The sequence below is a fragment of the Aquabacterium sp. genome (genome assembly GCF_049274795.1).
Taxonomy (GTDB): Bacteria; Pseudomonadota; Gammaproteobacteria; order Burkholderiales; family Burkholderiaceae_C; genus Aquabacterium.
Genome location: NZ_JBASTH010000042.1, coordinates 63094 through 86690 on the forward strand (window position 1 = coordinate 63094; position 23597 = coordinate 86690).

Here is a 23597-nt window from a genome sequence, read left to right on the forward strand (position 1 = left end):
GGGCATAACCCCTCCTCGGGTCAACGGCCCGCCCAATACGTATCATCAAAGGATACAAATTGATTGGAGTTCTCATGAAACACGACGTGATCATCATTGGCGGCAGCTATGCGGGCATGTCGGCCGCCCTGCCCCTGGCGCGCGCCCGCCGCGCTGTGCTGGTGGTGGACGAAGGGCTGCGGCGCAACCGCTTTGCCGCAGCCTCCCACGGTTTTCTCACGCAGGATGGCGTCGCGCCCGATGAGATCGCCGCCACGGCACGCACCCAGCTCATGGCCTACGGCACCGTGCAGTGGGCGCAGGCACGGGCCGTTCAGCTCAGCGGCCAGGCCGACGATTTCAGCGTGACCCTGCAGGACGGCACACAGCACCATGCGCGCCGCGTGATCCTGGCCAGCGGCGTGAGCGATGCACTGCCCACCCTGCCTGGGCTGGCCGAGCGCTGGGGCCGCCAGGTGTTCCACTGCCCCTACTGCCACGGCTACGAACTGCAGCAGGGCGCCATCGGCGTGCTGGCCACATCGGAGATGTCGAGCCACCAGGCCCTGATGCTGCCTGACTGGGGGCCGACCACCTTTTTCCTGCACAAGCAGCCCATGCCGGCGGCGGACACCCTGGCGCAGTTGCAGGCCCGTGGTGTGTCGCTGGTGCAAGGCCCGGTCGCGCATCTGAGAGGTGATGCGAACGTCTTGCAAGTGATCATGGCCGATGGTCGCCACTTTGATCTGGCCGGCCTGTTCATCGCCTCACGCATCCAGCCCGGCCCACTGGCCACGCAGTTGGGCTGCGCCCTGGACGACAGCCCCATGGGCTCCTACGTGCGCACGGACGCGGTCAAGTCCACCACCGTGCCGGGCGTGTTCGCCTGCGGTGATCTGGCCAGAGCAGCCGGCTCCGTCCCACTGGCTGTCGGTGATGGGGCCATGGCCGGCGTGGGGGCACACCGTTCGCTGATGTTCGGGCTGGACTGACACTCGCTGCTACGTCTCCCAGGACACCATCGCCCACGAAGCCGGTGGCGCAGGCTTGGCCAAGGCCTGCGCCGAGAACCAATCGCGCAGGCGGGCCTGCTCCGCCTCGGTGATCTCGCCCTCGCGGGCCTGGACCTGGGCCAGCAGATCCTCGAAGCGCCGGTAGACGGCACGCGGCGCCCCGGCCGCGATGAAATCCACCCGCGCCTGGATGCCCTGGGCATGCAAGATGTTGACGATGTAGATGTAGTCCGGCAAGGCCGGCGGCACCGGGCGCCCAACGGCGGCCTGCAGCGTGACATCGCTGAAGCGCCCACCCACCAGGCTGCTCAGGTAGACACGCTTGCGGGCCTTGTCGTGCAGCTTGCCCAGCGCCTGTTCCATGTCCATGACGGCGGTCGAGCGCGAAGCCACGACCACATCGCATTCGGGCACGTCCGCCCAATCGTCCGTCCAGGAGCGCAGGATGGCGCGCGCATCCGGCACACCCTGGGCTTGCGCGTTCTGCTGGAACAAGGCCAGCATGCGCGGGCTGTAGTCCAGGCCCACCACCGTGCGCAGCAACGGGGCTGCGGCCAACGCGATGTTGCCGGCACCGCAGCCCACATCCAGCAAGGCCTCACAGCCGCTCAGGTCCATGCGCTGCACAAAGGCCTGGGTGTAAGGATCATTCGCGCTGGGTGGCTTGATCCCATCGGCGCGGGCATCCCAGACCGAGGGCGGCTTGGCCCGTCCTACCGCGGCCATGTGCTCACGGTAGAGCTGGCCGAAATCGATGTCCTGGATGGAGGGATGGCGGGGTGTGGTCATGGAAGAGAGGGATCCTGTGCTACGCCGATCTTAGACGGTCGAGTGTCCGTCTCTGTGTCATCGCGGCGTGTCGCCCCCCTGCCTGACATCCAGCCCCGCCGCAAACTTGGCCGCATGCGGGGCAATGCATGGCCTTCGGACAGGCTGGGGCAAAGCAGCGGGCCTCAGAACCCCACGGACGTCCGACGCAGGCAAGCGCCCTCACGCTTGGTGAGGTTGCCCTTGTTTCCCGGAGTTCTTAACTCATCGATTACGCGGCCTTCTTGTGCTGTGCCGCATGCCAGCGTTGCTCGTAGTATCTATTCAGCCCCCCCTGTGCGCATAGCTGTAGAGGCATCGGCTCAGGAGTGATTCGCCTGATGATCAGGAAGAATCAAGAGTTCCGTTGGGGCACGAGGCGGGGATGGGCCGAGCCATCGATCCATGCGATGACAGCCTGATGCATGTAGGCGATCACGTCACGGCCCTGTCGGCGACAACTCTCGAGCACACTGAAGCCCCGAGCGATGAACTCGTCACCTCGTCTGGAGCGAGTCGGCCCCGATATCTTGCGTTTGAGCACGATGCCCCTGATGGCGCGTTCGGCATCATTGTTGGTCGGTGGCACGGTGGGGTTGTCCGCGAAGGTCCACAAGGCTGGCCATAGCTTGAGCAGGTTTTGGCAGGTGGCCCGGGTTCGTTTGCATCCTGCAAGCTCGGCCCCCCCGGCTCAATGCCAGGCGCACGCGGCGCTGCAAGGGCTCGAACTCGGTGCAGGTCTTGCCCTGATCACGCCAGCGAAACAGCAGGTAGCCCATGCCCAGCAGCTTGGTGCCGATGCGCCCAGCACACCTGGCATCGATGTAGGCGTAGGCCGCATATCTGTCGGACACCACGATGCCTTGGGGCTCGACACCGATCAGGTCATGGATCACATACCGGGCGCGCGAAGGCAGCACGCTGAAGACGGCCAGTGCCGGCTGCACGGCAGCCCACACCCAGTTGGCACCCAGACCCTCTCGGGGATAGCGCGTCTCGTCCATGTGCACCAGCGGGGCCTGCGCCAAGGTGCGGGCCGATCTGTCCGCTGGGCACCCCCGCCGGCAAGACCGCACGGTGCGCCTTGCCGCAACCGGCGCACACCCCGCTGTACAGTCTGTACTCCTGCACATCGGCCTTCACCGCCGGAATGTCAAAGACCTGGTGAGGCACCGGCTTGCCCCGCACGTGCACCTGATCTGCACATTCGCACTGCGGCTCGGGCAGGCAGTCGTGCACACCGTTGAGTTCCTGCTCGTCGAGCAGCGCTCGGTCGCTGCCGGAGTGACCCTTTTGCGCTCCACGCTTGCGCTCGCTGGCACGACGCTGCGCGCGGTTCGGGCGAGCCGGACCATCCGAGGACGGCGGCTTCGAGGAATTGCGCGAGTTCAGCTTGAGTTGCTCTTGCATCGCGGCCATCTGCTCACGCAACTGCTCGATCTGCAGCGTCAGCGCATCGATGACCGCGTGGCATTGCTCCAGCGACGCTGGCTTGTCCGCAAGCGCCTGCGGTATCTGCTGATCAATAGGGGCAGCTTGGCTGCTCATCGCCGCTCAGTATCAGGCAAAGCTCATGCCGGCATGAACCACTGTGAGGCACATGCCTCACCTATGGCCGGGGGGCTGAATACGCACATATCCGCTTGGGCCGAAGACAATGGACTCATCTCACTGTCCCAATATCCGCTCCCATAGCGCTGGGAACGTGTTGCCAAGATCGAGCACTGCTTGCCTACGCAGCAAGGCTGACCAAGCGCGCCCCTCATTCAAGGGGGTGTGAGGTTGGAGCTTCCCTGAGGGATAAGGGATTACACTCGCGCCTGTTTCAGGTGCCCTTGCTGCGGTCCTCGCTGCCAAGGGTGAAACGGGAAGCCGGTGAGCGATTTCGCGAGTCCGGCGCTGCCCCCGCAACGGTAAGTGAGTCAAGGCGATCCACGGCATCGGACACATACGGTGCCAGCCACTGTGCCCAGGCATGGGAAGGCGGATCTTCGGCGCTTCTCGCGCACTCAAAAGCCCGGAGACCGGCCTGGAGCGTGATCCGATGTTGCGGTGGGCAACCAGGCGGTGACATGTGCCATCCATGGCCGTGGCTTGCGCTGCGACATCGGACAGGCAGCATTCGCACAGCCCTTCTCGCCACGCATCTCCTTCAACCTGCCTGCAGCATATTTGTCTGCAGGCGACCTGGGAGCTCCCATGCGCGCGCTGCGAAACACGCTTTTCTCCACCCTGGTGCTCGGTGCCCTGACGCTCGGCGCGTCAGGTGGGGCCAATGCCGGCCCCTACGCCCCGGCCGCCGGCAAGCCCGGCTCCACCGCCATCTACAAGGACGACGCCAGCTTCACCAACTGGGCCACGGGCTATGTGAACTACCTGCCCGGCACCGGCGTGGACGCCACCTGGAAGACGCCCGAGAAGGCCCTGGGCAAGGCGGTTGGCGACTCTTACGACGTGGTCGTGCTGGGCGATGGCGGCAGCATCACGCTGACCTTCGGCGGCTACATCACCAACGGCACAGGCGCTGATTTCGCCGTGTTCGAGAACAGCTTCAGCGACACCTTCCTGGAGCTGGGCTATGTGGAGGTGTCTTCCAACGGCGTCGACTTCTTCCGTTTCCCGAGCGCATCGCTGACCACCAAGCCCGTGGGCGGTTTCGGTGCTGTGGACCCCACCAACATCGATGGCCTGGCCGGCAAGTACAAGCAGGGCTACGGCACGCCTTTTGACCTGGATCTGCTGGCCGGCACCGCTGGCCTGGACGTCAACAAGGTGCAGTACGTGCGCATCGTGGACATCGTGGGCAACGGCACGTCGCTCGACAGCGCTGGCCGCCCCATCTATGACCCGTACCCCACCACCGGCAGCGCTGGCTTCGACCTCGATGCCGTGGGCGTGATCCATTACGCCGCCATCACGCCGACGCCGGCCGTGCCCGAGCCGTCGCAACTGGCGCTGTTCGCCCTCGGCCTGGGCGGCCTGTGCCTGGCCCGACGTCATGCGCGGGCCACGGGCTCGAAGCACGCCGCCTGATCTGGCCGCGCCCACGCCCCACCACCTTCCATCAGAGATCACGCCATGATGCACCCCTTCCTGAAAGCCTGCGCCGTTTCGCTGGCCGCTCTGGCTGCCGCCACCAGCGCCCAGGCGGCCTCCATCGTCAGTACGTTCGAAGAGCTGTCGCTGGCCCCCTCCAGCCACTACTTCCCCGAGGCCACGGCCACCTTCACCAGTGGCGCGGCCACGTTCGAGCACCGCTACAACAGCGACTACGGCAGCTGGTCGGGCTGGACCTTCGGCAATGAAACGGACCGCGTGACCGAGGGCTTCGAGAACCAGTTCAGCGTCTACAACGCGGCGGCGGCCGGCGGCTCGCAGAACTTCGCGCTGGCCTATGTGTCCGCGTACGAAGGCGTGCCCACGGCCATCACCTTCGAGGCCCCGGTGCTGGCCGGCAGCGTGGCCCTGACCAACAACACCTATGCCGCGCTGTCGATGAAGAACGGCGATTCTTTCGCCAAGAAGTTCGGCGGGGCGTCCGGCAACGATGCTGACTGGCTCCTGCTGAGCATCATCGGCAAGGATGCGCTGGGCGCCACCACCGGCACGGTCGATTTCTACCTGGCCGACTACCGCTTTGCCGACAACAGCCAGGACTACATCCTGGACCAGTGGGCCAATGTCGACCTGAGCAGCCTGGGCGCGGTCTCGTCGATCGAGTTCCAGATGACCTCGTCCGACACGGGCCTGTACGGCATCAACACCCCCACCTATTTCGCGCTGGACAACCTGAGCGTGACCGCTGCTGCGGTGCCCGAGGCCTCGACGCTGGCGATGATGCTGCTCGGCCTGGGCTTCATGGCCGGTGCCGTGCGGCGCCAGTCCCGGCGCTGAACCACCTCGGGTGAGGTCGGTGTTCATGACAGGCATGGCTGATGGCCACGGTGACCTGCGCCTGACCCTGCTGGCAGGCGCGCTCGCCACGGCACTCGCGTCCCCGTTGGCGTGGGCGCAGGCTGCTGCGGACGGGGCTGCATCTACTTCCGCGCCTGCCTCGGCAGACGCTGGTACGGGCCTGCCCACCATCACCGTGACCGGCAGCAAGGCGCCACCGATCTCGACGAGCAACCTGGTCAAGGTGATCACGGCCGATGACATCGCCCGTTCGCCGGCCTCGTCGGTGACGGAGCTGCTGGCCACGCAGGCCAACCTGACGGTGCACAGCTTCTACGGGGACGACAAGAAATCGACCGTGGACATGCGGGGCATGGGCGACACGGCCAGCAGCAACCTGCTGGTCATCGTCGATGGCGAACAGCTCAACGAGATGGACCTGTCCGGTGCTGACCTGTCGACGCTGTCGCTGGCGCAGATCGAGCGCATCGAGGTGCTGCGTGGCGGCGGTGCCGTGCGCTTCGGCCCCGGGGCCGTGGCCGGGGTGATCAACATCACCACCCGGCGCCCGCAGGCAGGGCCGCCCCAAGGCAAGATGAGCTTCACCCTGGGCTCGTACGGCACGCGCGCCGCACAGGCCGCCATCGAAGGCGGTGTGGGTGATCTGGCCGCACGCCTGCAGGTGTCGCACAACAGCAGCAATGGGTACCGCGCCAACAGTGACTACTGGGGCAACAAGGTCTCGGGCGAGCTGCGCTTCACCCCGTCCCTGGGCGGCGGCTTCCTGCTCGATGCCTACCTGCGCACGGCGGCCAGTTGGGATCGCTACGGGATGCCCGGGCCACTGCCGATCGAGGCGCTCAAGGGCACCTCATCACAGCGGCGCCGTGCGGCATCGCTGTACGACGGGGGCGAGACGGACGACACGCGCCATGGCGCGGGCCTGTCGATCAGCAACGAATGGTCGCGCTTGGCGGTGGCGTTCACGCACCGTGAGCGTCGCAATCCTTACCTGATCGGTTTCGAGCCCCTGAACTTTCCTGGCTATGAGGTGGCCGAGCAGATCAAGGATCAGCTCAACAACATCCGCTCCGAGCGTGACTGGATGCAGGTCACACAGACCTTCACCACCAAATGGCGCGGCCTGCCGCAGTCGGTGATGTTCGGCCTGGAATCTTCCGATGGGCACTACCGCCGGGCAGAAGGTGGCCTGCAAGAGCCGACCACGGAGATGACCGGCCAGGCGCGCACCCGGGCCCGCTATGTGGATGTGCAGCTATCGCCCGTGCAGGGCATGCAGGTGCATGCTGGCGTGCGCCTGGACACCATGCGTGTGCGTGAGCAGCGCTACCAGTTCGGCAGCCTCGACGCCGAAGACAAGCGCCGCTGGAGCCAGCGCAGCAGCGAGCTGGGCTGGAGCTGGCGTTTGCCGATGGGCCTGGAGCCCTTTGCCAGCATCAGCCGCCACACGCGCCTGCCCAACCTCGACGAGCTGGCCAAGGCCACCCCTGATCTGCGGCCCCAGCATGGCCGCACGCGCGAAATCGGCCTGCGCTTTGAGCCCTCGCCGCAATGGCAACTGGCTGTGAGCACGTTCGACATGCGCATCGACGACGAGATCTACTACGGCCCCATCGAGGCGGGTGGCGACTCCTACAACCGCAATTACCCGTGGCAGACCCGGCGCCAGGGGCGCGAGCTGGACGTGACCTGGGTGCCGGATTCCCGCGTCAAGCTGCAGCTGCAGTGGGCCTACGTGAAGCCCACCTTCACCGGGCTGGACAGCGATGTACCGCTGGTGGCCCGCCACACGGTGAGCGGGGCCGCGTGGCTGCGGCTGATGCCTGAGCTGTCCTGGTCGGTGAATGCGCGCTTCGTGGGGGGGCGCTACGACGGCAACGACTGGGCCAATGAGCTGCCCAGGCTGGATGCCTACCGGGTGGTGGACACCCAACTGCGCTGGCAGCCCCGCCTGGGGCCGGTGCACGGCCTGAGCCTGACCCTGGGCATCCAGAACCTGTTCAACGAGGTCTACACCACCAAGGCCTACAGCCAGACCGTCTATCCCATGCCCGACAGGCGGTACTTCCTGTCGATGCAGTGGTCGATGTGATGGGGGTATCGGGGGCGGCGCTTCGTAGCCGTTAAGGCATCACGCCTTGGTGAACCGTTCCTTGGCCAGCCTCGTGCCTTTCGCCAAGGCCTGCAGCTTGCGCCACGCCACGTCCCGTGCCATGGGCGCCAGGCCGCAATTCGTGCAGGGGAACAGACGGTCCTTCGGAACGAACTGCAGTGCCTGGCCGATGGTGTCGGCCACCTCCTCGGGTGTCTCGACCACGTCGCTGGCCACATCGATCACGCCGACCAGCACGTCCTTGCCTTCCAGCAGCTTCATCAGGTCGGGCGGCACATGCGAGTGGATGCATTCCAGGCTCACCTGGTCGATGCGGCTCTTGGCCAGCGCAGGGAACACCAGCTCGTACTGGCGCCATTCTTCGCCCAGGGTGCTCTTCCAGTCGGTGTTGGCCTTGATGCCGTAGCCGTAGCAGATGTGCACCGCCGTCTTGCAGGTCAGGCCCTGTGCTGCGCGCCCAAGCGCCTGCACGCCCCAGTCTGCGGCATCCTTCATGTAGACATTGAAGGCGGGCTCGTCGAACTGGATGATGTCCACGCCGTCGGCCTGCAGCGCCAGGGCCTCCTGGTTGAGCAGTTCGGCAAAGGCGAAGGCCATCTTGACCCGTCCTTCGGCATTGCCGCCGTAGAAGCGGTCCGCCACCGTGTCGACGATGGTCATCGGGCCGGGCAGGGTGAACTTCAGCTTCTTCTTGGTATGCGCGCGTGCCAGTTGCGCTTCGAAGGCATGCACGCGGCCTCTCAGGCGCAGGGTTGAGACCACCTGCGGCACCATCGCGTCATAGCGGTTGTCGCGGATGCCCATCTTCACTTTGTTGTCGAAGTCGATGCCCTCGACCTGCTCCAGGAAGCCGTGCACGAAGTGCTGTCGCGATTGCTCGCCGTCGCACACGATGTCCAGACCTGCATCTTCCTGGGCCTTGATCCACAGCAGGGTCGCATCGGCCTTGGCTTGAAGAAGCGCATCGCCTTCAGCCGCCCACTTGGGCCAGAGCTTGTTGGTTTCAGCCAGCCAGGAGGGTTTGGGCAGGCTGCCGGCGATGGAGGTTTCAAACATCTGTGGATTCCTTTGAGGCAAATAGGGGTGGGGTCAGTGCGCAAAATTGGCTGCCCACTGGTCAAGCACGTTCTTGTACGGCTTGATGAAGTTTTCTTCCGTGAACTTGCCCTGCTTGACCGCCAACTGGCTGCGCTCTTCCCGGTCATAGACAATTTGCGTCAACGAGTAATCCAGGTACTTCAGGCTCGGTTGATAGAGCTTGCCCGCCGCAGAATTGGCGTTGTAGATCTCCGGGCGATAGATCTTCTGGAAGGTCTCCATCGTGCTGATGGTGCCGATCAACTCCAGAGCGGTGTAGTCGCTCAGCAGGTCGCCAAAGAAGTAGAAGGCCAAGGGCGCAACACTGTTTGGCGGCATGAAGAAGCGCACCTGCATCCCCATTTTCGCGAAGTACTGATCGGTCGAGGACAGTTCGTTCTGCTGGTACTCGAAGCCCAGAACAGGGTGCTCATTCCCGGTTCGCTGATAAGTCTTGCTGGTCGATGCGCTGATGCAGATGACCGGGCGCTTGTTGAAGCGCTCCTTGTAGGTGCTCGAATTGGCAAAATGCTTGAACAGCTTCCCATGCAGATCTCCGAAATCGCCTGGCGTACTGAACTCTGCCCGATGGAGGTTGTGCGCCGGGAGCAAGACACTGAAGTCGTAGTCGCGCACATAGGATGAGAAGTTGTTGCCAGCAATGCCGTCGATGCGCTTGTTCAGCTTCTTGTCGAGAATCCAGATATTCAGTATCTCGATCAGCGGAAATACACCATGGCTGCCTTTGGCGCCGATGCTCATCTCGACGGAGATGATCTCAAGTTCGACGGCGTAGCGGTCTCCCGTCGGGTTGTCCCAATGCGCCAGAGCGTTGAAGCGGTTGTCGATCATCCTCAACGTGTTGCGCAGGTTCTGTTGCCGGCTCTCTCCACGCGCCAGGTTGGCAAAGTTGGTGGTGATGCGCGTACCGCCCGATGGCTGGTAGTCTTCATCGAACCAGATGCTCTTGAGGCTGAAAGTAAAGTCTTCGTTCATCATGATCTGCTGCACTGATGTTCTGGAATAAAAGCCGGGTCTTGTTTCAGGCCGCGAGCATTTGCTCTGCGGCACAAGGGCTGGCGTGGCGCGTCAATTCGATCAAGGGCAATGCCCTTTGGACCGCCAGCGTGGCCCGCTCGATCAAGGCTTCGTCGCGCAGGCGGTAATCCACGAAATCCTTGTCGGTGGCATAGACGCCCAGCGGCAAGGTGCGCGCCTGGAAAAAGCTGAACAGCGGCCGCAACTGGTGGTCGATCACCAAGGCATGGCGTTCGCTGCCGCCGGTGGCGGCCAACAACACCGGCTTGTCGATCAAGGCGTCCTGCCCGATCAAGTCGAAGAAGTGCTTGAACAGGCCCGTGTACGAGCCACGGAAGACCGGGGTGGCCACCACCAGCACGTCAGCCTGCTCAACTGCGGCCAGTTCCCGCTCCACGGTGTCGGGCAGTTGGGAACGCCAGACCGCACCCGTGAACTGCGGCGCCAGTTGCCCCAGTTCGACCAGGCGTTGCTGGCACGGCACCTGGTCAGCGATCAGCTCCAGCAGGTGCCTGGCCAGGCCTGCCGATTTGGAGGGGCTTTGCAGCCCGCCGGAAACCGCTACCACGCGCAGTGGCCGTGTCATTGCTGCTTTCATGGCTGCGATGGTATGGACCTTGTTCGATGAAGTAAAATGGTTTTAATTCACGTATCCATGAATGAAAATCATTGAATGCTTGAGCGCATCCATCTCAGCGTCGTGCAGCAGGTCGAGAAGCAGGGGTCATTGACGGCCGCTGCGGGCGTGCTGAACCTCACCCAGTCGGCCTTGAGCCACAGCATGAAGAAGCTGGAGCAGCAACTGGGCACGGACATCTGGTTGCGCGAGGGGCGCAGCCTGAGGCTGACGCAGGCTGGCGAGTACCTGCTGGCCGTGGCGAACCGTGTGCTGCCCCAGCTTGATCTGGCTGAAGAGCGCCTGGGCCAGTTCGCACAGGGCGAGCGCGGGGCGCTGCGCATCGGCATGGAATGCCATCCTTGCTACCAATGGCTGCTCAAGGTGGTCTCTCCCTACCTCGCTGCTTGGCCGGACGTGGAAGTGGACGTGAAGCAGAAGTTCCAGTTCGGCGGTATTGGCGCCCTGTTTGGCTACGAGATCGACCTGCTGGTGACGCCTGACCCGCTCTACAAGCCGGGCCTTCATTTCGAGCCGGTGTTCGACTATGAGCAGGTGCTGGTGGTGGCCAAGGGGCATGCCCTGGCCTCGGCGGCCTATGTGAAGCCCCGGCAACTGACCCAGGAAGTGCTGATCAGCTACCCGGTCCCCTCCGACCGGCTCGACATCTACACGCAGTTCCTGATGCCAGCGGGCATCTCACCCAAGCGCCACAAGGCCATCGAGACCACGGACATCATGCTGCAGATGGTGGCCAGTGGGCGGGGCGTGGCCGCGCTGCCGCGCTGGCTGGTGAAGGAGTACGCCGACCAGATGAACGTCGTGCCTGTGCGCCTGGGCCCCAAGGGCATCGCCAAGCAGATCTACCTGGGCGCCCGCGAGGCCGACATCGAGATCGATTACCTCAAGGCGTTTGTGGACCTGGCCCGCGGATCTCGTCTCGCCTGAGCGATACCTCCACGGTGGCCGATGTCAAGGCATGGGCCATGGGCGGGCTCAGCTTGGCGACCTTGATGTCCAGCGCGGCCATGACGCTGTAGCGCGCCAGCAGGGTGCGGGCGACGGTCTCGGCCAGCGCCTCGACGGTCTTGTACTTCTGCGCGGCGGAGATGCTGGACACCTCGTTGGCCAGCACGTCGTACCCAACCGAGTGGTCGAGCTGATCGTCCTGGTGCGTGGGCACGTCGACCAGTTGGCAGCGGACATCGAAGAGGAACTTCTGGCCGAGGCGACGCTCTTCGTCGAACAGGCCGTGGTAGCCGTAGACCTGCAGGCCGTGGATGGAAACGGTGGTGCGCATGGGGCTCCTTCTTGCATGGCAAAGGTGGAAGGTGCCCAGGCGCGCGGCTTGCAGAGATCGCACTTCACGGTGGTTGCCCACCTCTCGTCGCCAGTTGTGCGATGGCGTGAGTATGGACCATTTGGCGCTCAGGCCGCGCTGAGCACCGGCAGCGGCACCTCGGCCGGCAGCATCGAGCCGGCCTCGCGCAGCCGCGTGTGCCACGCGAAGCTGTGGGTGGCCGACATGACCTACATCCCAACCTGGGTGGGCTTCGTGTATCTGGCCGTGGTGGTGGATGTCTGGAGTCGGCGCGTGGTGGGCTGGGCCATCGGAGACAACATGACGAGCGAACTTGCCCTGTTGGCGTTGAACATGGCCCTTGCCCAACGCAAACCCGAGCCCAGGCCCGCATGGCCGTCTTCACCTGGATCGAGGGTTGGTACAACACCCGCCGTCGCCACAGCAGCCCCAGGAAGTCATCATCCAGCCCGACGTCAGCGAGCGCAAAATGCTCGTTGCGATGGCTTGAGAATCAAGTCAATAACCATCCACGGAAATGGGTCAACTCCAATGCATGAACACGAGAAGCTCAACTACGTCGAGTTCGCCTCTGCGGACCTGTCCGCCACGAAGTCGTTTTTCCAGCGCGCCTTCAACTGGTCGTTCGTGGACTATGGGCCTGAGTACACAGCCTTCTCCGGACAAGGGCTCGATGGCGGCTTCTTCAAGGCCAGCCTGAAGTCGTCGACCGAGCACGGCGCGGCCTTGCTGGTCTTTTACAGCAAGGATCTTGAAGGCACCCTGGCCAAGGTGGCCGACGCCGGGGGGGCCATCATCAAACCCATCTTCGCCTTTCCGGGTGGACGGCGCTTTCACTTCACAGAACCGGCCGGCAACGAATTTGCGGTGTGGTCGGATGCGTCGACCTGAGCTGCCACGCCCGCGCACCATCACATGGAAGCACTGAAAGCATCCTGGGACCGCGCGTGGGCGCACCTGTCCCTGCAAGGCGATACAGCGCAGTTCGAGCGGCTCATCAAAGCCTACGATGAGCCGCACCGCAGCTATCACACACGGCAGCACCTGGATGAATGCATCGGCCATTTCTCAAGGGTGATCGATGTGGCGAATCACCCTGGCGAGGTCGAGATCGCGCTGTGGTTTCATGATGCTGTCTACGATCTTCACGGTCCGGACAACGAACGCCGCAGCGCCGAGTGGGCGCGCCAGGCCCTGACCCAGGCCGGCGCCACCGATCCGGTGAAGGCGCGCGTGCACGCACTCATCATGGCCACCCTGCACAGCGCCATCCCCACGGAGGCCGATCAGCAACTGCTCGTGGACATCGACCTGGCCATCCTAGGCGCCACACCAGCGCGGTTTCAGGAGTACGACCGGCAGGTGGCCATCGAGTACAGCTGGGTACCCAGCGACGTGTACAAGGTCAAGCGCAAGGAAGTCCTGAGCAGCTTTCTGGCACGGCCACACATCTACAGCACGGATCATTTCAGGACCGAGCTTGAGGCCCAGGCGCGGATCAACCTGCGCAGCGCCATCGGCTGACATACCGCACGGCACACCATGACCATGACACCCCAGAACCCGCCGCTCTACCGCCTGGGCCATCTCTTCACGGACGCCTTGCCACCGGCAGAGGACGAACGGTTCGATGAGCTGTTGCGGCATCGCAACCTGGTCGTCGAGCGCATCGTCAGCTCGGCCCGGCTGTCACCCACGCCGTATGTGCAAACGCAGGATGAGTGGGTCTTGCTGGTTCACGGCGAAGCCATCTTGACGGTCGCCGGGCAACGTTTGGAGATCAAGGCCGGGGACCATGTCTTCCTGCCCGCCGGCACGCCCCACACGGTCGAGCAGGCCTCCGAGGGCGCGCTCTGGCTGGCCGTGCACCTGCATCCGGCATGATGCGTGCTGAGCCTCACCTTCGCAGGCATCGACCACGCCGTACCAACCATGCCTGAGCTGAAAACCGCCCTTCTCTTCCTGATCACCGCCGTCGCCGAGATCGTCGGCTGCTACCTGCCCACCCTGTGGCTCACACAGGGCCGCAGCATCTGGTGGCTGGTGCCCGGGGCGATCAGCCTGGCGGCCTTCGCCTGGCTGCTGTCGCTGCACCCAGCGGCCTCCGGGCGCGTGTATGCCGCCTACGGGGGCGTGTACATCTTCGTGGCCGTGATCTGGCTGTGGGCGGTCGATGGGATCCGCCCCACATCGTGGGACATGCTCGGTGCCGCCGTGGCCATTGCCGGCATGGCCATCATCATGTTTGCCCCTCGGAACACCTGACATCGGTGCGCCGCTACACTGGTCCCACAGCATCCCGCCCCCGGAGGTTTCGCAGATGGCCATCAGCTGGTTGACCGTTCTTCAGGCCGTGCCATGGTCCGATGTGATCCGCAATGCGCCCAAGGTGGCAGAAGGCGCCAGCAAGCTGTGGGACACGGTGGGGCGCAAAGTGACGTCCAAGCCAGCACCGGCATCGACAAGCACGCAGGCTCCCGCATCGCCGCTGGAAACGCGCGTGGCCACGCTGGAAGCCACGATGGCGGATCTGCATGCGCAGATGATGGCCTCGTCGCAGTTGATCAAGGAGCTGGCCGAGCAGAACACGCAGCTGATCCGCCGCGCCGAGATCAACCGTGTGCGCACGCTGTGGCTGGCCGGCGTGGTGGCGGTGCTGGGGGTGGCCGTGGCTGTGCTGCTGTTCGGCGGCGCAGGGCGCTGAGCGCTCTGCGCAACCCCATGATCAGGCCGCAGCCAACACCACACGTGGCTCGCTCGTGGCCCGGCCCGCGAAATCGGTCCAGCACTGGCGCGTGAAGTCGTAGAGCTTGCAGGCCCGCGCGGTATCAAAATACCAGCCCCACGAGAAGCGCTGGATGATGATGCGCTCGGGCAGCAGGTGCTCCAGCATGGCCTGGGCGCTCTTGAGCTTGTACAGCGGGATGCTCATGTCCACGTGATGCGCCGTGTGCTCCATGATGTGGTGCATCAGCGCGCCGATCTTCACGGGGAAGGTCAGGTGCACGGTGGTGGACACGAAGGGCTGGGCGCGCTGCCAGGCGGCGCGGTCGTCATGCCATTGCACACGCACGTGCGTGTGGTGGCCATAGATCACGAAGCCCATCATCGTGAACCAGAACAGCAGCGGCAGCACGAAGCCGATCAGGCCCAGCAGCCACGGGGACTGGCCCGTGGCCAGCGCGGCCCACACGATGCCGCCCAGCCACAGCGCGGCAAAGCCGGTCACCAGCAGGCAATCACGCGTGAAGATGGGGCGGTGCGTGCCGCCGGACGAGGCCTGGCTGGGGAACATCATCTTCTTCCACCAGATCTCGATCATGTAGTACAGGCCCGGGCCCCAGCCGCTGCGGTACAGGCGCTCCATGAAGCGGCGGCCCGGCGACAGGGCCTGGTACTCGGCCTGCGTGAGCGGCGCCCACACGAAATCCACGCCTTTGAGGTTGGTGAAGCCGTGGTGCACGGTGTTGTGCCCCATGTCCCACAGGCTGTAGGCCGTGAGCGAGGGCAGGAAGGCGATGCGGCCCAGCCAGCGGTTCAGGCCCCGGCGCGGCGTGAGGCTCTGGTGGCAGGCGTCGTGCCCGATGATGAACAGGCGCCCCACCACAAAGCCGGCCAGCAGACCACTGAGCAGCTTGAGCCACAGGGGCTTGAGGAACACCGTGGCGGCCAGCGCGGTGCCCAGCAGCACGTAGTCCACGCACAGCAGCAGCACGGCATAGGCGGTGGTGCGCTCCACCAGCGGCACCAGCCACGAGCGGATCACCTTGCGGTGCGGCAAGGGGGCCTGGGGCGACAGCGGTTGCGGCTGCGTGGCCGCGAAAGCGGGGGTATCGGTATCGGAAGGGTGCGACATGGCCAAAGACGCCGGCGAAGGCGCCAGTCAGGACGACAGGCGGCACCGTAGCAAAGCCTTGTGAAGCACTTGTGACGGGGATCAAGCTTCGCGCCGTTTCCCCTCAGAATGCGACGCTCGCTTGATCACACCACGGGATGGCGCCCCCAGAATCACCGTCAACGCCCATGAGACGCCCATGCCCACCGAACTGTTCCGCCACGGCGACCACGCCTGCCTGATGTTTTCCGACCTGTGCAAGGAAGGGGGCGATGCGGTGCAGGCCAACCAGTTCCTGATCGTGCACCGTCACACCGGTGCCATCATCGACCCGGGTGGCAACCTGGCCTATGGCGAGCTGTACCTGGGCATGTCGCGGCATTTCCCGCCCAACCGGCTGTCCGCGATCCTGGCCTCGCATGCCGATCCGGACATCATCGCCTCGCTGGACCGCTGGATGACCGCCACGCCCGATGCGAAACTGTACGTGTCGACCTTGTGGGAGCGCTTCGTGCCGCACTTCTGCAAGCCGGGCAAGACCACGGGCCGCATCGTGGGCATCCCGGACCGGGGCACGCGGATCCCCATCGGCACCACCCACCTGCTGGCCCTGCCTGCGCACTTCATGCACGCCGAAGGCAACTTCCAGTTCTACGACCCGATCAGCCGCATCCTGTTCTCGGGCGACCTGGGCGTGTCGATGCTGAACGGGGCGCAGGCCGCACGCGCCATCCGGTCGCTCAGCCCCATGCCGCCAGGGATGGAGGCCTTTCACCGGCGCTACATGGTGTCCAACAAGATCCTGCGGCTATGGGCGCGCATGGTGCGCACACTGCCCATCGACATGATCGCACCGCAGCATGGCGCGCCACTGGTGGGCGAAGCCGTAGAGCAGTTCATCGACTGGGTGGAGACGCTGGCCTGCGGCGTGGACCTGATGGACGAATCGATCTACACCGTGCCCATGTGACGGCGAACAGGCCCTCCCGTGGACAATGCAGTGCATGAAGCCCAAAGTGCAGTTCCGCCTGCGTGTCTACCGCGACAGCACCATCGCCATCGGCCCCGGCAAGGTGGCGCTGCTGGAGGCCATTGCCGCCACGGGCTCGATCTCGGCCGCGGCGCGCGAGTTCGGCATGTCCTACCGGCGGGCCTGGGTGCTGGTCGATGAGATGAACCGGGCGCTCACCTCCCCGGCCATCAACACCGCCACGGGCGGCGCCCACGGCGGCGGCGCCACGCTCACCGAGGTGGGCCAGGCCATCGTGACGCGCTACCGGGCCATCGAGGCCAAGGCCGCCGAGGCGGCCGCCAAGGACATCGCCGCACTGTCCCGCCTCATCCGCGACTGAACACGTGAGCCCGCTGAAAGCCCTCGGGCAGCGCTGTATCATCATGAACATAACGGCCTGAGCCCAAAAGGGTGGCCGCCTGCCAATCCGGGCCGCTACTTCCGGCCCCGCCAAAGGAGTTCTCCATGAAGATCTGGAACCGCACACGCCATGTGGCCGTGGGTGTCTGCCTGGCCTTGGGTGCCAGCCTGACATGGGCCGACGAGGTGCAGGTGGCCGTGGCCGCCAACTTCGCCGCGCCGTTCCAGAAGATCGCCGCCAACTTCGAAGCGGCCACCGGGCACAAGGCCGTGGCCATCGTGGGCTCCACCGGCAAGTTCTACACACAGATCAAGGCCGGCGCGCCCTTCGAGATCCTGCTCGCCGCCGATGACGAGACCCCGCGCAAGCTGGTGGACGAAGGCCTGGCCGTGAAGGGCCAGACCTTCACCTACGCCACCGGCAAGCTGGTGCTGTGGAGCACCAAGCCCGATGGCGTCAATGCCCAGGGCGAGGTGCTCAAGAAGGGCAACTTCACTCACCTGGCCATCGCCAACCCCAAGCTGGCGCCCTACGGGGCTGCCGCCGTCGAGACGCTCAAGGCCCTGGGCCTGTACGACAGCCTGTCGGCCAAGATCGTGCAGGGCGAGAGCATCGGCCAGGCACACCAGTTCGTGTCCACCGGCAACGCGGAGCTGGGCTTCGTGGCCCTGTCGCAGGTGGCCCCGCCGGACAAGCCCGCCGTGGGCTCGATGTGGGTGGTGCCTGCCAAGCTTTACACCCCCATCCTGCAGGATGCAGCCCTGCTCAACAAAGGTGCCGACAAGGCCGCCGCCCAAGCCCTGATGACCTACCTGCGCGGCGACGCGGCCAAGGCCGTGATCAAGTCCTACGGCTACGGACTGTAAGGTAAGACAGCATCCCACATCGGCAACGCAGCAGTACCCGCGTGCTCGATCCCGAAGACATTCAGGCCCTGGTCCTGACCGCCAAGCTGGCGGGCCTGACCACGGTGCTGCTGCTCATGCTGGGCACGCCGGTGGCGTGGTGGCTGGCGCGCACGCAATCGCGCCTCAAGGGCATGGTGGCGGCCGTGGTGGCGTTGCCCCTGGTGCTGCCGCCCACGGTGATCGGCTTTTACCTGCTGATGCTGATGGGCGCGCAAGGCCCGATCGGCCAGCTGACACAGTCCATGGGCCTTGGGCTGCTGCCTTTTACCTTCACGGGGCTGGTGGTGGCCTCGGTGCTGCATTCCCTGCCCTTCGTGGTGCAGCCGCTGCACCAGGCCTTCGAGGCCGTGGGCACGCGCCCGCTAGAGGCCGCCGCCACCCTGCGCGCCAGCCCGTGGGACCGCTTCGTCACCGTCGCGCTGCCGCTGGCCGCGCCGGGCTTTCTCACGGCCAGCGTGCTGGGCTTCGCGCACACGGTGGGCGAGTTCGGCGTGGTGCTGATGATGGGCGGCAACATCCCCGGCGCCACGCGCGTGCTGTCGGTGGCGCTGTATGGCCATGTGGAGGCCCTGGAGATGGCCAAGGCTCATGTGCTGGCCGGTGGCATGGTGGTCTTCGGCTTCGGGGTGATGCTGGCCCTGTACCTGTTCAACGGGCGGCTGGGCGGGCTGCGGGCCGGTGCCAGCGTAGGGGCAGGTCGTGTCTGATCTCCGCGCCCTTGAATACATCCACGCCGATCTGGCCCTGGCCTACCCCGGCTTCAGCCTGGACGTGATGCTGCGCCTGCCCGGCCGGGGCGTGAGCGTGCTGCTGGGCCCCTCGGGCTGCGGGAAGACCACGGTGCTGCGCGCCTTGGCCGGTCTGTCGCGGGCACAGGGCCGCGTGGTGATCGGCGATCAGTGCTGGCAGGACGATGCGCAGCGCACCTGGGTACCCGTGCACCGCCGCCCCATCGGCGTGGTGTTCCAGGAGGCCAGCCTTTTTGCGCACCTGAGCGTGCGCGCCAACCTGGACTACGGTCTCAAGCGCACCCCCGTCGCCGAACGGCACGTGACCCTCGACGACGCGGTAGACCTGCTGGGCATCGGCCACCTGATGGAGCGCCGGCCCGAGCACCTCTCAGGCGGCGAGCGCCAGCGCGTGGCCATCGCCCGCGCGCTGCTGACCAGCCCGCGCCTGCTGCTGATGGACGAGCCCCTCTCTGCGCTGGACACCGCCCGCAAGGCCGAGGTGCTGCCCTTTCTGGAACGGCTCAACGCCCAAGCCGGCCTGCCCGTGGTCTACGTGACGCACGCGCTGGACGAGGCCGCCCGCCTGGCCGACCACCTGGTGCTGATGGAGGCCGGCCGCGTGCGCGCCACCGGCACGCCGGCCGAGCTGTTCTCGCGCCTGGACCTGCCCCTGAGCCACCTGGACGAGGCCGCCGCCGTGGTCGAGGCCACCGTGGCCGCGCATGAGCCTGCGTATGGGCAGAGCCGGCTGGATGTGGACGGCCTGTCGCTGTGGGCAGGCCTGTCGCAGGCCGCCGTGGGCCAGCGCGTGCGCGTGCGGGTGCTGGCGCGAGATGTGAGCGTGGCCCGGAGCCGCGCTGCCGACAGCAGCATCGTCAACATCCTGCCGGCCACCGTGGCCAGCCTGCGCGACGACGGCCCCGACACCGTGACCCTGCAGCTGATGCTGGGCGCACCCGACACGCAACCCAGCGGCGCCCTGCTGCTGGCGCGCCTCACACGCCGCTCCTGCGAGCATCTGAACCTGGCGCCTGGTCAGCCCGTGTTCGCGCAGGTCAAGGGCGTGGCGCTGATGGGTTGATCCCGCCCAGCCCTGCCTGCTGCATCAATCGATGCGCACCCAGGTGGTCTTGAGATCCGTGTACTTGTCCAGCGCGTGCAGCGACTTGTCGCGCCCGTTGCCCGATTGCTTGACACCACCGAAAGGCACGGTGATGTCGTCCTCGTCGTACTGGTTGACGTGCACGGTGCCGGCGCGCAGCGCGCGGGCCACGCGGTGCGCGCGGTCGATGTGGCTGCTCCACACGCTGGCCTGCAGCCCGTAGCTGGACTGATTGGCCAGCGCGATGGCCTCGGCCTCGTCCTTGAAGCGGATCACGCTGAGCACGGGCCCGAAGATCTCTTCCTTGGCGATCAGCATGTCGTTGCGCACACCGTCGAACACGGTGGGCGTGACGTAGAAGCCGCCCGTCTCGGCCCGGGCCTGGGTGCCGCCCGCAACGCACTGGGCGCCGTCCTTGTGGCCGGCCTCGATGTAGCCCAGCACGGTGCGCAGCTGGCCTTCATCGACCAGCGCGCCCATCACGGTGTGGGGATCCAGGGGGTCGGAGGGCTGGTAGGCCGGCGTCTGTGCCACCACCTGCTTCACGAACTCGTCGGCGATGCTGTCGTGCACCAGCAGGCGCGAGGGCGCGTTGCACGATTCGCCCTGGTTGAAGAAGATGGAGCCGGCCACCGTCTGCGCGGCGCGCTCCAGGGCATCGCTGTCGTCGAAAACCACGAAGGCCGACTTGCCGCCCAGCTCGTTGAACACGCGCTTGAGGTTGCTGCGGCCCGCGTACTCCAGCATCTTGCGGCCCACGCGGGTGGAGCCGGTGAAGCCCAGTGCGTCCACATCGAGGTGCATGGCCAGCGCTTCGCCCGCCTCCGAACCGAAACCTGGCACCACGTTGAACACGCCTTCGGGCAGGCCAGCTTTGAGCGCCAGTTCGGCCAGGCGCAGTGCGCTCAAGGGGGATTTTTCGGATGGCTTGAGCACCACACTGTTGCCCGTGGCCAGCGCCGGGCCGATCTTCCAGGCGGCCATGATCATCGGGTAGTTCCAGGGCACGATGGCGCCCACCACGCCCACCGGCTCGCGCTGGATCAGCGCCAGTGCGTTGTCCCCGGTCGGCGCGATCTCGCCGTAGACCTTGTCGATGGCCTCGGCGTACCAGGCGATGCAGCGGGCGGCGGCGGGCACGTCCACCGCCAGGCTGTACTGGATGGGCTTGCCCATGTCCAGCGTCTCCAGCAGCGCCAGCTCGTCCTTGTGCTGGGTGATCAGCTCGGCGAAGCGCTGCAGCACGCGCTTGCGGGCGGCAGGGGGCTGGCGGCGCCAGCGGCCATCCTCGAAGGCGCGGCGGGCCGAGCCCACGGCCAGGTCGATGTCGGCCTGACGGCCCCGCACCACCGGGGTCAGCAGGCGGCCGTCGATGGGCGAGCGGCACTCGAAGGTCTCCTCGGCCACGGCCTTGACGCGCTGGCCCTCGACCAGCGCCCGGCCGTCGACCCGGCCCTCGGCGATCAGGGCGTCGGCGCGGTCGTGCCAGATCAGGGCCTGGCCCGTGGGTGGCGAAAGGGTGTCGGTCATGGCGCGGCTCCTCGTCTTGAAACTGGGCAAGGGGCGGCGCCCTGCACCGCCCGTGCCCCCACTCTAGCCAATCAGGGCGCGCCTTGCAGCCCCAAGGGCCCGGCATGGCATATAGTTGACGACACCCCCGTCCATCCTGAACAACCGAGAGGACACGCAGCATGCCGGTGATCGTGGTCGCCAATCCCAAGGGAGGCGTGGGCAAGTCCACGCTGTCGAGCAATGTCGCGGGCTACTGGGCCAACCAGGGGCACGCCGTGATGCTGGGCGACATCGACCGCCAGCAATCCTCACAGCTGTGGCTGACGCTGCGCCCGCCCAACCTGGCGCCCATCACCGCCTGGAACATCGACCAGGACGAGATCGCCAAGCCGCCCAAGGGCACCACCCACGTCGTGCTGGACACGCCCGCCGGCCTGCACGGCAAAAAGGTGGACGCGGTGATGAAGCTGGCCGACCTGGTGCTGATCCCGCTGCAGGCCAGCGTGTTCGACATCTACCCCACGCGCGAGTTCATCGCCGACCTGGTGGGCCGCAAGCGCTCGGACAAGGTGCGCATCGCCGTGGTCGGCAACCGCATCAAGGACCACACCAAGGCCACCGAGCACCTGCGCGAGTTTTTGGCCACGCTGGACGTGCCCGTGCTGGGCCTGCTGCGCGACACGCAAAACTACGCCCATCTGGCCGCGCACGGCCTGACGCTGTTCGATGTGGCGCCCGGCAAGGTCGAGAAAGACCTGGCGCAATGGGCGCCGATCACGCAGTGGCTGGACGGCAAAGTCTGAGCTTTACGCGGGCCGGCGGCGTCACACCCAGCCGCGCTGCTGCACATCCACCCAGGTCAGCTCCAGACAGCGGCGGATGCGGGCCATCATCTCGTCGATTAACTCGCGCGTGAGGATCAACGGCGGTGCGATGATCATGCGGTCGCCCACGGCGCGCATGATCAGGCCATGGCTGAAGCAATGGCCGCGGCACACCATGCCCACCGACAAGGCTGGATCGAAGGGCTCAGCCCGCCGATCACCCTCGGCCTGGCGCCGCACCAGGCGGATTGCCCCCATCAGCCCGCAGGTCTCGGCCTCGCCCACCAGCGGGTGATCCTGCAACGCGGCGAACTGCTGCGCCAGGTAAGGGCCGGTGTCGTCGTGCACGCGCCGCACCAGGCCTTCGCGCTCGATCACGTCCAGGTTGGCCAGTGCCACCGCGCAAGCCACCGGGTGGCCGCTGTAGGTGTAGCCGTGGTTGAACTCGCCGCCCTCGTCGATCAAGGTGCGCGCCACGCGGCTGCCCACCAGCACCCCGCCCAGCGGGATGTAGCCCGAGCTCACGCCCTTGGCGAAGGTGATCAGGTCGGGCCGCACACCGAAGTGCTCGCAGCCGAACCATTGGCCCGTGCGCCCGAAACCGCAGATCACCTCGTCGGACACCAGCAGCACGCCGTACTTGTCGCAGATGCGCTGGATCTCAGGCCAGTAGCTGTCGGGCGGGATGATGACACCGCCCGCGCCCTGCACCGGCTCGCCGATGAAGGCGGCCACCTTGTCAGCGCCCACCTCCAGGATCTTGTACTCCAGCCACGAGGCAGCGCGGCGCCCGAAGTCATCGCGGTTTTCGCCCGGCTGGCCCAGTGCTGCGAAATAGGGCTGGTCAATGTGCACGATGCCCGGGATGGGCAGGCCGCCCTGCGCGTGCATGTCCACCATGCCCCCCAGTGAAGCGCCGGCCATGGTGGAGCCGTGGTACGCATTCAACCGGCTGATGATGGTGTGCCGGCCCGGCTGCCCCTGCAGATCCCAGTAGCGGCGCACCAGGCGCACCACCGTGTCGTTGCCCTCCGAGCCCGAACCGCTGAAGAACACATGCTGGAACTGCGGCGGGCTGAGCTGCGCCAGCTTCTCGGCCAGCGCGATGGACGGCGGCGTGGCCGTCTGGAAGAAGGCGTTGTAGAAGGGCAGTGTCTGCAACTGCTGCGTGGCCGCGTCGATCAGCTCCTGCCGGCCATAGCCCACGTTCACGCACCACAGGCCGCTCATCGCGTCGAAGATCTGCTGGCCTTCGCTGTCCCACAGCCACACGCCCTCGCCGCGCGTGATGATGCGCGAGCCCTTGGCGGCCAGGGCCTGGTGGTCGGTGAAGGGGTGCAGGAAGTGGGCGGCATCGGCGGCCTGCCAGTCCTTGGTGGTGCGGTCCAGGGTGCTCATGCGGTCTCCATGCTTCTCTTTGTAATGCCTCGGTG

At 65.9% G+C, this 23597-nt stretch carries 26 protein-coding genes, 2 pseudogenes and 2 riboswitches; of the genes and pseudogenes, 17 read left to right on the forward strand and 11 right to left on the reverse strand.

The window, feature by feature from the left end:
- Positions 1-74: 74 nt before the first annotated feature.
- Entirely contained in the window at positions 75-971 is an 897-nt protein-coding gene (locus tag WAQ08_RS07190) for an NAD(P)/FAD-dependent oxidoreductase (RefSeq protein WP_422190426.1), read from the forward strand.
- 9 nt (positions 972-980) lie between these two features.
- Here WAQ08_RS07190 and WAQ08_RS07195 read toward each other — a convergent pair whose 3' ends face one another.
- The 4 genes and pseudogenes from WAQ08_RS07195 to WAQ08_RS07210 form a co-directional block, all read right to left on the reverse strand.
- Complete coding sequence (locus tag WAQ08_RS07195; RefSeq protein ID WP_422190428.1) at positions 981-1781, reverse strand: class I SAM-dependent methyltransferase; 801 nt, start codon at positions 1779-1781, stop codon at positions 981-983.
- A gap of 373 nt (positions 1782-2154) precedes the next feature.
- On the reverse strand, positions 2155-2415 hold the full coding sequence (locus WAQ08_RS07200; protein WP_422190430.1) for an IS66 family transposase: 261 nt from the start codon (positions 2413-2415) through the stop codon (positions 2155-2157).
- Complete coding sequence (locus WAQ08_RS07205) at positions 2369-2827, reverse strand: IS66 family transposase (protein WP_422190432.1); 459 nt, start codon at positions 2825-2827, stop codon at positions 2369-2371. The genes WAQ08_RS07200 and WAQ08_RS07205 overlap by 47 nt, the downstream gene beginning before the upstream one ends.
- Before the next feature lie 301 nt (positions 2828-3128).
- Positions 3129-3347, reverse strand: a pseudogene (locus tag WAQ08_RS07210) (DUF6444 domain-containing protein); the annotation flags it as partial.
- A 262-nt stretch (positions 3348-3609) separates the two neighbouring features.
- A riboswitch (cobalamin riboswitch) is annotated at positions 3610-3846 on the forward strand.
- 152 nt (positions 3847-3998) lie between these two features.
- On the opposite strand from WAQ08_RS07210, the gene WAQ08_RS07215 reads away from it, so the two are divergent.
- From WAQ08_RS07215 to WAQ08_RS07225, 3 genes are read left to right on the forward strand one after another with little or no spacing between them, the layout of a single operon-like run.
- Positions 3999-4832, forward strand: a complete 834-nt coding sequence (locus tag WAQ08_RS07215) for a PEP-CTERM sorting domain-containing protein (RefSeq protein WP_422190434.1) — start codon at positions 3999-4001, stop codon at positions 4830-4832.
- Between the two features lie 45 nt (positions 4833-4877).
- On the forward strand, positions 4878-5693 hold the full coding sequence (locus WAQ08_RS07220; protein WP_422190436.1) for a DUF4465 domain-containing protein: 816 nt from the start codon (positions 4878-4880) through the stop codon (positions 5691-5693).
- A 25-nt stretch (positions 5694-5718) separates the two neighbouring features.
- Entirely contained in the window at positions 5719-7806 is a 2088-nt protein-coding gene (locus WAQ08_RS07225) for a TonB-dependent receptor (RefSeq protein ID WP_422190438.1), read from the forward strand.
- A 39-nt stretch (positions 7807-7845) separates the two neighbouring features.
- Here the strand turns inward: WAQ08_RS07225 and WAQ08_RS07230 are convergent, their stop codons facing one another.
- From WAQ08_RS07230 to msuE, 3 genes are read right to left on the reverse strand one after another with little or no spacing between them, the layout of a single operon-like run.
- The gene (locus WAQ08_RS07230; RefSeq protein ID WP_422190440.1) at positions 7846-8883 is read right to left on the reverse strand and encodes a methionine synthase; all 1038 of its coding nucleotides are present in this window, start codon (positions 8881-8883) and stop codon (positions 7846-7848) included.
- A gap of 33 nt (positions 8884-8916) precedes the next feature.
- Positions 8917-9900: a DUF1852 domain-containing protein gene (locus tag WAQ08_RS07235; protein WP_422190484.1), complete on the reverse strand. Its 984-nt coding sequence runs from the start codon at positions 9898-9900 to the stop codon at positions 8917-8919.
- Between the two features lie 46 nt (positions 9901-9946).
- Positions 9947-10528 (reverse strand): FMN reductase, encoded by a 582-nt coding sequence (gene msuE / locus WAQ08_RS07240; protein ID WP_422190442.1) that lies wholly within the window; start codon positions 10526-10528, stop codon positions 9947-9949.
- Between the two features lie 87 nt (positions 10529-10615).
- On the opposite strand from msuE, the gene WAQ08_RS07245 reads away from it, so the two are divergent.
- Complete coding sequence (locus WAQ08_RS07245) at positions 10616-11506, forward strand: LysR family transcriptional regulator (RefSeq protein WP_422190444.1); 891 nt, start codon at positions 10616-10618, stop codon at positions 11504-11506.
- Here WAQ08_RS07245 and folB read toward each other — a convergent pair.
- Positions 11463-11858 (reverse strand): dihydroneopterin aldolase, encoded by a 396-nt coding sequence (gene folB / locus WAQ08_RS07250; protein WP_422190446.1) that lies wholly within the window; start codon positions 11856-11858, stop codon positions 11463-11465. The two genes, WAQ08_RS07245 and folB, sit on opposite strands and share 44 nt — an antisense overlap.
- A 26-nt stretch (positions 11859-11884) precedes the next feature.
- Positions 11885-11966: riboswitch (ZMP/ZTP riboswitch) on the reverse strand.
- A gap of 99 nt (positions 11967-12065) precedes the next feature.
- On the opposite strand from folB, the pseudogene WAQ08_RS07255 reads away from it, so the two are divergent.
- From WAQ08_RS07255 to WAQ08_RS07280, 6 genes and pseudogenes are all read left to right on the forward strand, one after another.
- Positions 12066-12239: pseudogene (locus WAQ08_RS07255) on the forward strand (DDE-type integrase/transposase/recombinase); the annotation flags it as partial.
- Positions 12213-12770 carry a VOC family protein gene (locus tag WAQ08_RS07260; protein WP_422190486.1) on the forward strand — a complete coding sequence of 186 codons (558 nt, stop codon included), beginning with the start codon at positions 12213-12215 and terminating at the stop codon, positions 12768-12770. The pseudogene WAQ08_RS07255 and the gene WAQ08_RS07260, both read left to right, overlap by 27 nt.
- Positions 12771-12794: 24 nt before the next feature.
- Positions 12795-13403, forward strand: a complete 609-nt coding sequence (locus WAQ08_RS07265) for an N-methyl-D-aspartate receptor NMDAR2C subunit (RefSeq protein ID WP_422190448.1) — start codon at positions 12795-12797, stop codon at positions 13401-13403.
- Between the two features lie 18 nt (positions 13404-13421).
- Complete coding sequence (locus WAQ08_RS07270) at positions 13422-13763, forward strand: cupin domain-containing protein (RefSeq protein ID WP_422190450.1); 342 nt, start codon at positions 13422-13424, stop codon at positions 13761-13763.
- A gap of 48 nt (positions 13764-13811) precedes the next feature.
- Entirely contained in the window at positions 13812-14144 is a 333-nt protein-coding gene (locus tag WAQ08_RS07275) for a YnfA family protein (RefSeq protein WP_422190452.1), read from the forward strand.
- A gap of 55 nt (positions 14145-14199) precedes the next feature.
- Complete coding sequence (locus tag WAQ08_RS07280) at positions 14200-14583, forward strand: hypothetical protein (protein ID WP_422190454.1); 384 nt, start codon at positions 14200-14202, stop codon at positions 14581-14583.
- Between the two features lie 21 nt (positions 14584-14604).
- Here WAQ08_RS07280 and WAQ08_RS07285 read toward each other — a convergent pair whose 3' ends face one another.
- On the reverse strand, positions 14605-15735 hold the full coding sequence (locus WAQ08_RS07285; RefSeq protein ID WP_422190456.1) for a fatty acid desaturase: 1131 nt from the start codon (positions 15733-15735) through the stop codon (positions 14605-14607).
- A 178-nt stretch (positions 15736-15913) separates the two neighbouring features.
- On the opposite strand from WAQ08_RS07285, the gene WAQ08_RS07290 reads away from it, so the two are divergent.
- The 5 genes from WAQ08_RS07290 to modC all read left to right on the forward strand — a co-directional run bounded on the left by WAQ08_RS07290 (position 15914) and on the right by modC (position 19807).
- Positions 15914-16684: an MBL fold metallo-hydrolase gene (locus WAQ08_RS07290; protein ID WP_422190458.1), complete on the forward strand. Its 771-nt coding sequence runs from the start codon at positions 15914-15916 to the stop codon at positions 16682-16684.
- Between the two features lie 34 nt (positions 16685-16718).
- Positions 16719-17066: a winged helix-turn-helix domain-containing protein gene (locus tag WAQ08_RS07295; protein WP_422190460.1), complete on the forward strand. Its 348-nt coding sequence runs from the start codon at positions 16719-16721 to the stop codon at positions 17064-17066.
- A 125-nt stretch (positions 17067-17191) separates the two neighbouring features.
- Positions 17192-17953, forward strand: coding sequence for a molybdate ABC transporter substrate-binding protein (gene modA, locus WAQ08_RS07300; protein ID WP_422190462.1), 762 nt, complete (start codon positions 17192-17194; stop codon positions 17951-17953).
- Between the two features lie 41 nt (positions 17954-17994).
- The gene (modB, locus tag WAQ08_RS07305; protein ID WP_422190464.1) at positions 17995-18702 is read left to right on the forward strand and encodes a molybdate ABC transporter permease subunit; all 708 of its coding nucleotides are present in this window, start codon (positions 17995-17997) and stop codon (positions 18700-18702) included.
- The gene (gene modC, locus WAQ08_RS07310; protein ID WP_422190466.1) at positions 18695-19807 is read left to right on the forward strand and encodes a molybdenum ABC transporter ATP-binding protein; all 1113 of its coding nucleotides are present in this window, start codon (positions 18695-18697) and stop codon (positions 19805-19807) included. The genes modB and modC overlap by 8 nt, the downstream gene beginning before the upstream one ends.
- Before the next feature lie 24 nt (positions 19808-19831).
- Here the strand turns inward: modC and WAQ08_RS07315 are convergent, their stop codons facing one another.
- Positions 19832-21358: an aldehyde dehydrogenase gene (locus tag WAQ08_RS07315; RefSeq protein ID WP_422190468.1), complete on the reverse strand. Its 1527-nt coding sequence runs from the start codon at positions 21356-21358 to the stop codon at positions 19832-19834.
- 161 nt (positions 21359-21519) lie between these two features.
- On the opposite strand from WAQ08_RS07315, the gene WAQ08_RS07320 reads away from it, so the two are divergent.
- Positions 21520-22143, forward strand: a complete 624-nt coding sequence (locus WAQ08_RS07320; RefSeq protein ID WP_422190470.1) for an AAA family ATPase — start codon at positions 21520-21522, stop codon at positions 22141-22143.
- 21 nt (positions 22144-22164) lie between these two features.
- Here WAQ08_RS07320 and WAQ08_RS07325 read toward each other — a convergent pair whose 3' ends face one another.
- Positions 22165-23562 carry an aspartate aminotransferase family protein gene (locus tag WAQ08_RS07325; RefSeq protein ID WP_422190472.1) on the reverse strand — a complete coding sequence of 466 codons (1398 nt, stop codon included), beginning with the start codon at positions 23560-23562 and terminating at the stop codon, positions 22165-22167.
- Positions 23563-23597: the final 35 nt, after the last annotated feature.